The sequence below is a fragment of the Embleya sp. L77 genome, assembly GCF_055557415.1.
Genome location: NZ_CM145709.1, coordinates 3661841 through 3674961 on the forward strand (window position 1 = coordinate 3661841; position 13121 = coordinate 3674961).

A 13121-nucleotide genomic window follows, 5' to 3' on the forward strand; every position below is an offset into this window, starting at 1 on the left:
CTCAGGGGTCGGCCCGGAACTCGATCCGACCGCTGTACATGCCCATCGAACAGGTCCAGGTGAGGGTGCCGGCGTGCGGTGTGCCCAGGTCGATCCCGGTCTCCCCGGTCACCGGCAGCACCCGTTGCAGGTCCCGGGAGGGCAGCACGAAGCCCCGGGTGCACCCGGTGGTGTGGTCGGTGCGCAGTACCAGAACGGTGCGCACGCCCGCCCGGGCCGGCGCGCGGGCCGGGCGGTAGCCGTGGTTGTCGACCCGGACGGTGACCCGTTGCACGCCGTCGGCGCCCGTGCTCGCCGCCGTGTGGTCCACGGCGCCCGCCGCGGCCGGGGTCCACCAGCCGCCCAGGCGCAGTCCGGAGGCGATCGTCCACGCGGCCACCGCGAGCACCAACAGGCCCAGCAGCGCGGTCGGTCGGCCGCGCAGAACCCGTCCGGAAGAGCCGACCAGCAGGCCGAGCGCGGCGAACAGCGGCAGGGTTCCGAGTACGAAGCCGGTCAGTACGGCGGCTCCGCCGAACGCGTTTCCCGAGGTCACCGCGATCAGTTCGACGCCCAGGGTGACCCCGCACGGCACCAGCACGGTGGCGGCGCCCAGCAGCAGCGGGCCACGGCCGGGGCCGCGGGACGAGGCGCGCGGCAGCAGTCTGCCGACCCCGGGCACGCCGAGCATCGACAGGCCGAAGAGCACCATCAGCGCGCCCGCCAGCAGCAGCAGGATCGCGCGCGTGCCGGGCGTGGGTTGGATCGCGCCGCCGAGCAGTCCGAGCAGGGCCCCCAGGACGGCGTGTGCGGCCAGCTTGGCGCCCAGGAACGCGGCCAGTGCCCGGGGGAGCAGGCCGCGCGGCGGTGTGGCCGCGCAGTCGCCGGCCGGGGCCGGGCACGGGCGGACGGCGCCGGCGAGCAGACCGCCCTGGACCGCCGCGCAGGACGCGCCGCCCGCGACGAACCCCGCACCGAGCCCGGTCGCGAACAGCGTGAGCACCTGCACGGAACCACCCCCACTCCGGGGAGGTTACGGGCCATCACGCACGGTGTGGAAGCTTCTCGACCCGAAACACCCGTTTCACCCATGTGGGTGCATATTTTACGTTCCGAAAAGGATAGCCTTACTGTGACGAGGTAAATACTTAGAGTCAACTTGGCCTATTCGGCCCGGAACTCTCGTTCGACTCGCGCGCCGCCATCCCTGCGGCAGCCATGCCCGCCATGACATGACTGACATGACTGACCCGGAGGACACGGACATGCCCGTTGCCCCTGACACCACGCCCGCGCCGGTCTCCCGGGCGGCCACGCTGCGCGCGGATCTCGGCGCCTCGCTCGTGGTTTTCCTGGTCGCCGTGCCGCTATCGCTCGGCATCGCGCTCGCGGCCGGCGCCCCGCTCGGCGCCGGCATCATCTCGGCCGTGGTCGGCGGCATCGTGGTCGGCCTGCTCGGTGGCGCACCGCTCCAGGTGAGCGGACCCACCGCGGGCCTGACCGTGATCGTCGCCGGCCTCGTGCAGACCTACGGCTGGCGGGTGACCTGCCTGGTCACCGTCGGCGCCGGCCTGCTGCAGATCCTGCTCGGCCTGCTCCGGGTGGCCCGGGCCACCCTCGCCCTGTCGCCGGCCGTGGTGCACGGCGTCGTCGCGGGCATCGGCGTGGTGATCGCGCTGGCCCAGTTGCACGTGGTCCTGGGCGGCGCGCCGCAGCGTTCGGCCTGGGAAAACCTGCGCGAACTGCCCACCCAGGTCGGCAACCTGCGCGCTCCCACGGTCGCGGTCGGGGTGATCACCGTGGTCCTGCTGCTCGGTTGGCCGATGCTCGGCCGACTGCCCGGGCGATGGGCGGGCCTGGCCAAGGTGCCCGCGCCGCTGATCGCGGTCTCGCTCGCGACGGTGGCCGCGAGCGCCCTGCACCTGAACGTAGCCCGGGTGGACCTGTCCTCGATCGCCTTCGCCACGCCGGTGCTGCCGCCGGCGGGCGCGTGGGGTGCGATCGCGGTCGGTGTGGTCAGCGTGGCCCTGGTCTCCGGCATGGAGTCGCTGCTCTCGGCCGCCGCGGCCGACCGGCTGCACCACGGGCCGCGGGCCAAGCTCGATCGCGAACTGATCGGCCAGGGTGTGGGCAACGTGGTCTCCGGCGCGATCGGTGGCTACCCGGTCACCGGCGTGGCGATCCGCTCGGTGACCAACGTGCGGGCCGGTGCCCTCACCCGGGCCGCGACGATCCTGCACGGTGTGTGGGTGATGCTGTTCGTGGGCCTGCTCGGCGCGTTCGTCGAGCGCATCCCGCTCGCGGTGCTGGCCGCGCTGGTGATGGTGGTCGGCGTCCAGATGGTCAGCCTCGCGCACATCCGACACGTGCACCGGCATCGCGAATTCCCCGCCTACGCGGCCACCATCGCCGGGGTGATCCTGGCCGGCGTGCTCCAGGGCGTGCTGCTCGGCGTGGTGGTCGCGGTGCTCACCGCGCTGTACCGGCTCAGCCGCAGCACCGTGCGGGTTCATCCCGGCGACGGCGTGCTGCACGTCGAGGTGCACGGGTCGCTGACCTTCCTGTCGGTGCCGCGACTGTCCCGGGTGCTGGGCAAGTTGCCGCCGGGCGAGCACGTCGTGGTCGACATGACGGTGGACTACCTCGACCAGGCCGCGTTCGAGGCGGTGCACTCGTGGCGGGCGAGCTACCTCGCGCACGGTGGGAGGGTGGACATCGAGGAGATCCACGACGGTTGCTACGCGCGGGCGGCGGGCGGTTCGCCGGGCCCCGGGCGCTCCCGGCTGACCCCTTCGCCGCGCTGGTTCGCGCCGTGGTGGCACTGGCAGCGCGCCTGCCCCCGCGAGGACGGCACCGCGTCCCAGGCACTGGTGGCCGGCGCACGCGAGTTCCGGCAGCGCACCGCGCCCCTGGTCCAGCCGTTCCTGGAGCGGCTCGCGCTCGAGGGGCAAAAGCCCGCACAACTGTTCATCACGTGCGCCGACTCGCGGATCGTGCCGAACCTGATCACCGCGAGCGGCCCCGGCGACCTGTTCACCGTGCGCAACATCGGCAACCTGGTGCCGCGCGGCGAGGCCGGGTACGCCGACCCGAACACGGCCGACGCCTCGGTGGGCGCGGCGATCGAGTACGCGGTGGCCGTGCTCGGGGTGCGCAGCATCACGGTGTGCGGGCACTCCGGCTGCGGAGCGATGGGTGCGCTGCTCGACAAGGTCGGCAAGGCCACCGAGGCCGGGTCGGAACAGGGCACCACGCCGCACCTCGATCGCTGGTTGCGCAACGGCGACGCGTCCATGGCGCGCTTCGCGGCGGGTCCCGCGCCGACCCTGACCGGGCATCGGGTGCCGCCGGTGGAGCAACTGTGCCTGACCAACGTGGTCCAGCAGTTGGACAACCTGCTCGACCACGCGGTGGTCGCCCAAGCGGTGGCGGAGGGCCGACTCCGGCTGTTCGGGCTGTACTTCGACATCGCCTCCGCACAGCTGTACCTCTACGACGGGGTGCGCGGCGATTTCGGGCCGGTGGACGCGGAGCGGGCCGAGTCCGGGGCGCTGCCGCAGGCCGTCGCGGCGGGCGCCGAAGATCACACTTTTCCGGCACTCAACGCGGGGTAGCCACCCCGTACGATCGCGCCGTCGGCCACGATGCGCCGTGGCCCGATAAGTGGTCTAAACCAATCGCGGTCCTCCTCTTGCCGGCTCGGGCCGGTCCCTGATGAGCTACGGCGGAAGGAACCGACCGCAGCAGCACGGAGGAGTACGCGTGAGCAACGCAGACCGGAACACCGGGGACAAGGCCCAAGAGGCACTGTCGAACCTGCTGCGCGAGGAGCGACGCTTCGCGCCCCCGCCGGCGCTCGCGGCTGCCGCCAACGTCAAGGCCGACGCGTACGAGCGCGCGTCGGCCGACCGGCTCGGCTTCTGGGCCGAGCAGGCCCGGCGGCTGGACTGGGCGGTGGAGCCGCAGGAGACGCTGGACTGGTCGACGCCGCCCTTCGCGAAGTGGTTCGCCGACGGCAAGCTCAACGTGGCCTACAACTGCGTCGACCGGCACGTCGAGGCGGGCAACGGCGACCGGGTGGCGATCCACTTCGAGGGCGAGCCGGGCGACACCCGCACGCTGACCTACGCCGACCTCAAGCGCGAGGTGTCCAAGGCGGCCAACGCGCTGACCGCGCTGGGCGTCGAGGCGGGCGACCGGGTCGCGATCTACCTGCCGATGATCCCCGAGGCGGTGATCTCGATGCTGGCGTGCGCGCGCATCGGCGCCCCGCACTCGGTCGTCTTCGGCGGCTTCTCGGCGGACGCGGTGTCCTCACGTGTCAACGACAACGACGCGCGGATCGTGATCACCGCCGACGGCGGCTACCGGCGCGGCAAGCCCTCCGCGCTCAAGCCGGCCATCGACGAGGCGCTGGCGTCCTGCCCGGACGTGCGCAACGTGCTCGTGGTGCGCCGCACCGGCGGCGACGTCGCGTGGACCGAGGGTCGCGACATCTGGTGGCACGACCTGGTCGACGCGCAGTCCGAGGAACACGAGCCGCAGGCGTTCGACGCCGAGCACCCGCTGTTCATCCTGTACACGTCGGGCACCACGGGGAAGCCGAAGGGCATCCTGCACACCTCCGGCGGTTACCTGACCCAGGCGAGCTACACCCACCACGCGGTGTTCGACCTCAAGCCCGAGACCGACGTGTACTGGTGCACGGCCGACATCGGCTGGGTCACCGGGCACTCGTACATCACCTACGGCCCGCTCTCCAACGGCGCCACCCAGGTCATGTACGAGGGCACGCCGGACTCGCCGCACCAGGGCCGCTGGTGGGAGATCGTGGCGAAGTACGGGGTCACCATCCTGTACACCGCGCCCACCGCGATCCGCACCTGCATGAAGTGGGGCGACGACATCCCGGCGAAGTTCGACCTGTCCTCGCTGCGCATCCTGGGCAGCGTCGGCGAGCCGATCAACCCCGAGGCGTGGATCTGGTACCGCGAACACATCGGCGCCGGGAAGACCCCGATCGTCGACACGTGGTGGCAGACCGAGACCGGCGCGATCATGATCAGCCCGCTCCCGGGCGTCACCTCGACCAAGCCGGGTTCCGCGCAGCGCGCGCTGCCGGGCATCTCGGCCAAGGTCGTCGACGACACCGCCACCGAGGTGCCCGACGGCGGTGGCGGCTACCTGGTGCTCGACGAGCCGTGGCCGTCGATGCTGCGCACCATCTGGGGCGACGACCAGCGGTTTCAGGACACCTACTGGTCCCGCTTCGACGGGCTGTACTTCGCCGGCGACGGCGCCAAGAAGGACGAGGACGGCGACGTCTGGCTGCTCGGCCGGGTGGACGACGTGATGCTCGTCTCCGGCCACAACATCTCCACCACCGAGGTCGAGTCGGCGCTGGTCTCGCACGCCAAGGTCGCCGAGTCGGCCGTGGTGGGCGCGACCGACGCGACCACGGGCCAGGCCATCGTGGCCTTCGTGATCCTGCGCGGCTCGGCCGGCGACTCCTCCGACGAACTCGTCGCCGAGCTGCGCGAGCACGTCGGCCGGGTGCTCGGTCCGATCGCCAAGCCCAAGCGCATCCAGGTCGTCACCGAACTGCCCAAGACGCGCTCCGGGAAGATCATGCGCCGCCTGCTTCGGGACATGGCCGAGGGCCGCACGCTCGGCGACGTCACGACGCTGACCGACTCGTCGGTGATGGACCAGATCTCCGCGCAGCAGTCGTCGGCGGCCGCCGAGGACTGAGCCGGGTCGATCGCCGGGCCCGGGGCGGCCCGTCCCTTCGGGGGCGGGCCGCCCCGCCGCGTTCAGACCGGGGCGGAGATCGCGTGCGGGCCCAGCACGAACGCCGAGTCGACCTGCTCGGCGAGGTCCACACCGGTCTTCGCGTTGGCCCAGCCGCGCGCGTTCCTGAGGTGGAACTCGACCATCTGCGCGGTGTACCGCTCCCAGTCGCGGTGTTCGAAGCGGGCGTCACAGGCACGCACCAGCTCGTCCAGCGCGGCGCGGTTGGCCGGCTCCAGGGTCTCGAAGGCCGGTGCGCGGCCCTTCTCCAGGGCGCGGACGAAGTCGGACTGCACGGTCCAGGTCAACAGGTCCGCGCCGACGTGTTCGCGCAGGAACTCGACGTCCTCGGGGCCCTGGACCTTGTTGCCGACCACCGCGAGCGACACGCCCCAGTCGCGGGCGTAGTCGCGGTACTGCCGGTAGACGCCGACACCCCTGCGGGTCGGCTCGGCGACCAGGAAGGTGATGTCGAAGCGGGTGAACAGCCCGGAGGCGAACGAGTCGGATCCGGCGGTCATGTCCACCACCAGGTATTCGCCGGCGTCGTCGACGAGGTGGTTGAGGTAGAGCTCCACCGCGCCGACCTTCGAGTGGTAGCACGCCACGCCCAGGTCGGACTCCTCGAACGGCCCGGTCGCCATCAGCCGCAGACCGGGCAGGCCGGGTACCTCGCGCGCGCAGGCCGCGTGGATCGGGTTGTCCTCGGCGAGTCGGATCAGCCGCGAACCCCGGCCGGGCGGCGTGGTCTTGACCATCTCGGCGACCGAGCCGATCCGCGGGTTGTCGCCGCGCAGCCAGTCCTTGATCGCGGGCAGCTCGGCGCCCATCGCGGGCAGTGCCGCGGCGGTGTGTTCGTCCAGGCCGAGGGCCACGCCCAGGTGCTGGTTGATGTCCGCGTCCACGGCGACCACCGGCCGGCCGGTGGTCGCGAGATGCCGGATGAACAGGGACGACAACGTGGTCTTGCCGCTGCCGCCCTTGCCGACGAAGGCGATCTTCACGGATGGGGCCCTTCGATGACGGGTTCGACGATCCGGAATCGGCCGGCGGGTCCGAACCGGTCGGGTCCGAGCGTCCGGGTTCGTCAATCGGGTTTGACAATCGTTTTCGAATAGGATCATCCGTCGCTTACCGTGCCCACGTCAAGTCGTTGGGTAGTCGCGCCGTGGTGGGTGCGCCGACCGCGGGGGCGCACGCGGACCGGTGTCGCGGGTGCTTTCTCGCGCGGCGTAGGGTCGCCCGGGTGAGCACCGCAACCGATCCCCTCGCCGCCCTCGCCGCGCTGCCCGACGTGCCGGAGGCCGTCGAGGACACCCGCACGGCCGTCGACCGGCTGCTCGGCCACCGCACGATGCGTCGCCGCAGCATGGACATCAGCGCCGAGTCCGCGCTTCGGGGCGCGCGGGCGAGTGCCGCGCTCGAAGGGGTCGACTGGTCGCTGGAGGAGATCCGCCGCCGCACCGACTTCTCGTCCTCGGCCGAGGAGGGCGGCGCGGTGATCGCGGGTGCGCTGCGGTTGTCCGCCGAGATCGGCTCGCTGCTGGGCACCTGGGGGCACAGTCCGCTCCAGGTGCTGGCCCGGCTGCATGTGGTCGCCGCCGCCGACGCGGTGCCCGCGGAGGCGCTCGGTCGGCCGCGCCGCGACGGCGAACTGCCCGGCCCGCTGCCGTCGGCGGAGGAGGTGGCCGCCCGGCTGGACGGACTGTCCCGACTGCTGCTCGCGCCGTCCTCGGCCCCGGCGATCGTGGTCGCCGCCGTCACCCACGCGGAGATCCTCACGCTCGCCCCGTTCGGCTGGGGCAACGGCCTGGTCGCCCGGGCCGCGCAGCGGATCGTACTGGTCACCCGCGGCCTGGACCCCAAGGGCGCGGCCGTGCCCGAGGTCGGTCATCTGGAACTGGGCGTGGACGCCTACGCGGCGGCGCTGCGCGCGTACGAGAGCGGCACCGCCGAGGGTGTGGCGACCTGGATCCGGCACTGCGCCGAGGCGATGACGCTGGGCGCCCGGGAGAGCGTCGCGGTCTGCGAAGCGGTGATGCGCGGGATCTGATCGGGTCCCGCGGGCCTGCCCTTCGGACGGACCCGGACACACGAGACGGCGGCGCCCTTGTGGACGCCGCCGTTTGGTCACTCCCACCGGGGTACCAAGCGTGTACCCGTTATGACGATCGGCCCCGGCATGCGCATCCACGGGGGGAAGAACATGCAGGTCGTCCGACGCGTTCGGCCCCTACGAGGGTCGGTCGCACGTGGGTTCCCGGCAGTCGTGTCCGGTCCGCTCCGGCGACCGCCGAGGCGGGGCCGTACGGGCCGTTGGTCCCTTTTCTAGTGGGTTGCCGGGAGGAGGGGAACCCCTGGCCCAAGATCTTTATTTTTGGCCTTTGTCGGATTTGCTAACGATCCGCCGCGCCGTCGACCCGCTCGTGTCCCGCGCCCGGCCCGACCGACTCGGTCCGCGATCCGCGTCCCGGTGGGGCGTCCCGGGGTCAGCGGCGCTTCTTGGCGAGGTACCAGACGACGCCGGCCGCGGTGGCGCCCGCGCCGATCGCGGTCGCCGCGAGCACGGGGCGCGAGGGTACCGACAGGGACGGCACCCGCTGGCGCAGCGCGACCGGCCGGCTGAACACCAGCACGGGCCAGCCTCGCCCGGTCGCCTCGCGGCGCAGGCCGCGATCGGGGTTGACCGCGTACGGGTGACCGACCTCCAGGAGCATCGGCAGATCGGTGATCGAGTCGCTGTACGCGTAGCAGGAGGTGAGGTCGTAGCCCTCGGTGCGGGCCAACTCCTTGACCGCCGCGGCCTTGTTGGGCCCATACGCGTAGAAGTCGATCTCGCCGGAGTAGCGGCCGTCCTCGACGACCATCCGGGTGGCCACCACCCGGTCCGCCCCCAGCATGTCGCCGATCGGTTCGACCACCTCGGCTCCGGAGGAGCTGACGATGACCACGTCGCGACCCGCGGCGTGGTGCTCCTCGATCAGCGACGCGGCCTCGTCGTAGATGATCGGGTCGATCATGTCGTGCAGGGTTTCCGCGACGATCTCGCGCACCTGTTGGACGTCCCACCCGCGGCACAGCGCGGAGAGATATTCGCGCATGCGCTCCATCTGGTCGTGATCCGCGCCGCCGACGAGGAACACGAACTGCGCGTAGGCACTCTTGAGGACCGAGCGGCGATTGATGAGACCGCCGTGGTAGAAGGATCTGCTGAACGCCAGCGCACTGGACCTGGCGATGATGGTCTTGTCGAGGTCGAAGAAGGCTGCTGTCCGCTTCGGCGCCTGGGTTTCCACAGTTCACGAGGATAAGGGCAGCCATTCGGCGTAAACTCCACGTCGTGGGTTTGCTAGAGAACCCCCTCGGGTACATCCTGGAAGTCACGGATCGTTCGCGACCGTGCTAACCCGGTCCGACTCCTCCCCCCCCGAGTCGGCCGTGGAGACGACCCCCGCTCTCCCCCCCGGCGGGGGTCGTCGCTTGTCCGGGGGGGCTTTTTTGTGTCCGTACGAGTGCGTGGGTCGGCCTTTGTCCGACTAACCGCCGGGGTGCGTGATTGTCGGTGCGGCGTCCGGCCGCCCGGCTCGGATTGAATCCGCGATTCCGGGTCGCCGCACGGGCTTGGGGCCGGCGACTTTTTCGGACCGGTCGTTCTCCGCTGTTTCGGGGGGATTCCCGGGCGATTTTCGGTGTTCTACGCGCGCACCGACACGGAAACATGTCCGCAACCGCTCGGGCGTCCCTCACACGAGTGAATCCGCTATCCACAACCACGGCCTTGTACACAGGCACGAACCACCCGCTCGGCCGAGCGCGCGCCGGCGGCGACGGTGGGGTCAGTTCTCGGGAGGCCCGGTTCGGACGGACCTCCCCGACCCCGTGGAGGTTCCGTGGCAGCGCTTTCCCCACCCCGGCCGGCCCGCCCGCTCCTGGTGACCGGCGATCCGGCCCTGCTCGACGAACTCCTGCGGCTGTGCGCCGCCGCCGGGATCGAGCCGGAGGTGCAGCCGGACCCGGGTGCGGCACGGACCGCGTGGCCGGCGGCGCCGCTGGTGATCGTGGGCGACGACGTGACGCCGGGCCTGGCCCGGTGCGGTTTGCCCCGCCGGGAGGACGTGGTGCTGATCGGCGCCGACCTGGACGACGGGGACGTGTGGCGACGGGCCCTGGATGTCGGGGCGGACCACGTGGTGTTCCTGCCGGACGCCGAGGCGTGGATCGTCGACCGGCTGGGCGACGTCGCGGAGGGCACCGGGCCGGACGCGCACACCATCGCGGTGCTCGGCGGTTGCGGCGGCAGCGGGGCCAGCACCTTGGCCTGCGCGCTCGCGGTGACCGCGGGGCGTCGGGGACTGAACGCCGCGCTGGTGGACGTGGATCCGCTGGGCGGGGGACTGGACGTGCTGCTCGGCGGCGAGGACGAGAGCGGCCTGCGCTGGCCGGACCTGGCGAGCGCGCGGGGCCGGATCGACGGTGGCGCGCTGTCCGATGCGCTGGTGCGTCTGCACGGGCTGACCCTGCTCTCGTGGGACCGCGAGCGACCACCGGGGATCCCGCCGGACACGATCCGCTCGGTGGTGCGGGCGGTGCGCAGGCGACACGACCTTGCGGTGCTCGACGTGCCGCGGCATGCCGACTCGGCGGGCGCGGAGGCGCTGCGGCAGTGCGACACCGGGCTGTTGGTGGTGCCGGCCGAGGTGCGGGCGCTGGCCGCGGCGGCGCAGGTGTCGGCGCGGATCGGGCCGATGTTGCGCGATCTGCGGGCGGTGGTGCGGCAGCCGAGTTCCTCGGGGCTGACCTCGGAGGCGGCCGCACGCGGTCTCGGCCTGCCGCTCGCGGGCGAGTTGCGGCCGGAGGCGGGGTTGTCGGCCGCCGCCGAGCGGGGCGATCCGCCGGGCCTGCGCTCGCGGGGACCGTTGGCCCGGTTCTGTCGGGAATACCTGGCGGGCAATCCGGCCGGCATGGTGCGCAGGGAGGCCGCGTGAGTGCGCGCGAGGTGCCGCCGATGCCGCCGTTCCCGCCGCCGACGCCGCTCCCGGGCGGGTCGCCGCGGGGCGGGCGGGAGGAGCGGCCGACCGGGGTGCCGCAGCCGCAGCCGTGGCCGGTGCCGACGCCGGCGAACGGGGGCACCGGGGTCTTCTCGGCGCCGCAACTGCGCACGGTGCCGGCGGGCGGCACGGTCGCCGCCGCGCAGGCCGTGCCGTCGCCGCCGGACCCGGATCTGGTCGAGGCGGTGCGGTCGCGGTTGGCCGCGGGCGGACACGAACCCACACCGGGCGCGGTGGCCGCCGCACTGCGTGCCGAGGGGCGGGTGCTCGGCGAGGCGGCGTTGCCGGAGCTGGTTCGGGCGTTGCGGTCGGAGATCGCCGGGGCCGGGCCGCTGGACGCGCTGTTGCGTGATCCCGAGGTCACCGACGTGCTGGTCAACGCGCCCGACGAGGTGTGGATCGACCGGGGCGCGGGGCCGCAGCGGACGGCGGTGACGTTCGCCGACGACGCGGCGGTGCGGCGGTTGGCCCAGCGGCTGGCGAGCGGCGCCGGGCGGCGGCTGGACGACGCCTCGCCGTATGTGGACGCGACGCTTGCCGACGGGATTCGACTGCACGCGGTGCTGCGTCCGGTCGCGGTGCGCGGCACGTGCCTGTCGTTGCGGGTGCCCCGGCGCACCTCGCTGGGCCTGGCCGATCTGGTCCGGGCCGGTTCGTTGTCGCCGGTCGCGGCCGAACTGCTGTGTGCGGTCGTCTCGGCGCGCGCCGCTTTCCTGGTCTCCGGCGGCACCGGCTCGGGCAAGACCACCCTGCTCGGGGCGCTGCTCGGGTGTGCCCATCCGGCCGAACGACTGTTGCTGGCCGAGGATTCGGCCGAGCTGACGCCACGTCACCCACACGTGGTGCGGCTCGAGTCGCGCCCGGCCAACGTCGAGGGCGCGGGCGAGGTGACGCTGCGGGACCTGGTCCGGCAGGCACTGCGGATGCGGCCGGATCGACTCGTGGTCGGCGAGGTGCGCGGCGCCGAGGTGGTCGAGTTGCTCGCCGCGCTCAACACCGGCCACGAGGGCGGTTGCGGCACGGTGCATGCGAACTCGGCGGCGGACGTGCCGGCGCGGCTCGAAGCCCTCGGCGCCCTGGCGGGCCTGGGCCGGGACGCGCTGCACAGCCAACTGGCCGCCGCGCTCGATCTGGTCGTACATGTGGTGCGCGAGCGGGACGGTCTGCGTCGGGTGGCCGAGATCCATGTGCTCGAACGCGATGCGGCGGGTCGGGTGCACCCGGTGTCCGCGATGCGCTTCGAGCGCGGCGGCGCCTCTCGCCCCGGCCCGGGTCACCAGCGGCTGACCACGCTGCTGGCGGGGTGGTGGCGGGGGTGAGGGCCGGGACGGGGGCGGCGCTGGTTGCGGCGGGTGGGGTTGCGGGGCTGGTGTGGTTGTCGACGATTCGGGGTGGGCCGGCTCGGCTGCGGGGGGTGCTGGGGGCGTTCGACGTCGAGCGGATGGGTCGATCGGCGTTCGGTGCGGCGGTGCGGCGGCATCGGGTGCCGCTTGCGGTGCTCGCGGCCGGAAGCGGTGCGGCGCTGCTGCTGGCGTCGCCGGTGCCCGCGCTGGTGGCGCTGCCGGGGGCGTGGGCGCTGCGTCGACGGTGGGCGCGGGCCGCGGCCGGTCGGGAGGCCGCCGCGGTGCGGGCCGGAGTCGTCGGGTTGTGTGCCGCGCTCGCCGGGGAGTTGCGGGCGGGGCGGTCGCCGGAGGAGGCGTTGGCGGCGGCCGCGCACGCGGTGTCGGGGCCGGTCCTGGCGGTGGTGGGCGAGGCGATCGGGTCGGCCCGGGTCGGCGGCGACGTGCCGGATGCGCTGGACCGGGCGGCGACCCGACCCGGGGCGGCCGGACTTCGGCGGCTCGCCGCGTGCTGGCGGATCGCGACCGGTCGGGGCGCCGGGTTCGCGTCGGCACTGGAACGCATCGCGGCCACGCTGCGGGCCGAGGAGGACGCGCACGAGGAATCGCTCGCCGAACTTGCCGGGGCCCGCTCGACCGCGCACGTACTGGCCGCGCTGCCGGTCTTCGGCCTGTTCCTGGGCAGCGGCCTGGGCGCCCGACCCCTGGACGTACTGCTCCGCACCCCGACCGGGATCTCCTGCCTGTGCGTGGGCCTGACCCTGGTGGCCATCGGCCTGGAGTGGACGGACCGCCTGGCCGCGCACGCGGCCTCGGGGGCGGCGTGAGGGGCGGCGCGTTCCTCGTATCGGCAGGGGCGGGGCCGGCTCGGGGGAGGGGCCGGTGTGGAGCAGGGCCGCCGGGTGGCGCCGGGCGCGGGCCGGGTGCGGCTCGGTGCGGTGGGTCCTGGGCGTGGTTGATCTCG

General features: G+C 73.2%; 9 protein-coding genes. 6 read left to right on the forward strand and 3 right to left on the reverse strand.

What is annotated here, in order from left to right:
* Nucleotide 1 precedes the first annotated feature (1 nt).
* On the reverse strand, nucleotides 2-988 hold the full coding sequence (locus ACZOOI_RS15665) for an urease accessory protein UreH domain-containing protein (protein ID WP_465276450.1): 987 nt from the start codon (nucleotides 986-988) through the stop codon (nucleotides 2-4).
* A 256-nt stretch (nucleotides 989-1244) separates the two neighbouring features.
* Between ACZOOI_RS15665 and ACZOOI_RS15670 the strand changes: the two genes are divergently transcribed.
* Nucleotides 1245-3593 carry a SulP family inorganic anion transporter gene (locus ACZOOI_RS15670; RefSeq protein WP_465276451.1) on the forward strand — a complete coding sequence of 783 codons (2349 nt, stop codon included), beginning with the start codon at nucleotides 1245-1247 and terminating at the stop codon, nucleotides 3591-3593.
* A 148-nt stretch (nucleotides 3594-3741) separates the two neighbouring features.
* Nucleotides 3742-5730: an acetate--CoA ligase gene (gene acs, locus ACZOOI_RS15675; protein ID WP_465276452.1), complete on the forward strand. Its 1989-nt coding sequence runs from the start codon at nucleotides 3742-3744 to the stop codon at nucleotides 5728-5730.
* A 62-nt stretch (nucleotides 5731-5792) separates the two neighbouring features.
* Here the strand turns inward: acs and ACZOOI_RS15680 are convergent, their stop codons facing one another.
* Nucleotides 5793-6773 (reverse strand): ATP-binding protein, encoded by a 981-nt coding sequence (locus ACZOOI_RS15680; protein WP_465276453.1) that lies wholly within the window; start codon nucleotides 6771-6773, stop codon nucleotides 5793-5795.
* 242 nt (nucleotides 6774-7015) lie between these two features.
* Here ACZOOI_RS15680 and ACZOOI_RS15685 point away from each other — a divergent pair, with 242 nt between their 5' ends.
* Nucleotides 7016-7822: a Fic family protein gene (locus ACZOOI_RS15685; protein ID WP_465276454.1), complete on the forward strand. Its 807-nt coding sequence runs from the start codon at nucleotides 7016-7018 to the stop codon at nucleotides 7820-7822.
* A 436-nt stretch (nucleotides 7823-8258) separates the two neighbouring features.
* On the opposite strand, the gene ACZOOI_RS15690 is transcribed toward ACZOOI_RS15685, so the two are convergent.
* Nucleotides 8259-9065, reverse strand: a complete 807-nt coding sequence (locus tag ACZOOI_RS15690) for an HAD family hydrolase (RefSeq protein ID WP_391586363.1) — start codon at nucleotides 9063-9065, stop codon at nucleotides 8259-8261.
* Between the two features lie 594 nt (nucleotides 9066-9659).
* Here ACZOOI_RS15690 and ssd point away from each other — a divergent pair.
* The 3 genes from ssd to ACZOOI_RS15705 are packed head-to-tail and all read left to right on the forward strand — an operon-like array spanning nucleotide 9660 to nucleotide 12984.
* Nucleotides 9660-10754, forward strand: coding sequence for a septum site-determining protein Ssd (gene ssd, locus ACZOOI_RS15695; RefSeq protein WP_465276455.1), 1095 nt, complete (start codon nucleotides 9660-9662; stop codon nucleotides 10752-10754).
* Nucleotides 10751-12136, forward strand: coding sequence for a TadA family conjugal transfer-associated ATPase (locus tag ACZOOI_RS15700; protein WP_465276456.1), 1386 nt, complete (start codon nucleotides 10751-10753; stop codon nucleotides 12134-12136). The genes ssd and ACZOOI_RS15700 overlap by 4 nt, the downstream gene beginning before the upstream one ends.
* Complete coding sequence (locus tag ACZOOI_RS15705; RefSeq protein WP_465276457.1) at nucleotides 12133-12984, forward strand: type II secretion system F family protein; 852 nt, start codon at nucleotides 12133-12135, stop codon at nucleotides 12982-12984. Before ACZOOI_RS15700 ends, ACZOOI_RS15705 begins: the two co-directional genes overlap by 4 nt.
* Nucleotides 12985-13121 lie beyond the last annotated feature (137 nt).

Bases quoted from the DNA above. Each gene is read 5' to 3' on its own strand.
- ACZOOI_RS15670 (WP_465276451.1), top strand. From the start codon at position 1,245: ATGCCCGTTGCCCCTGACACCACGCCCGCGCCGGTCTCCCGGGCGGCC.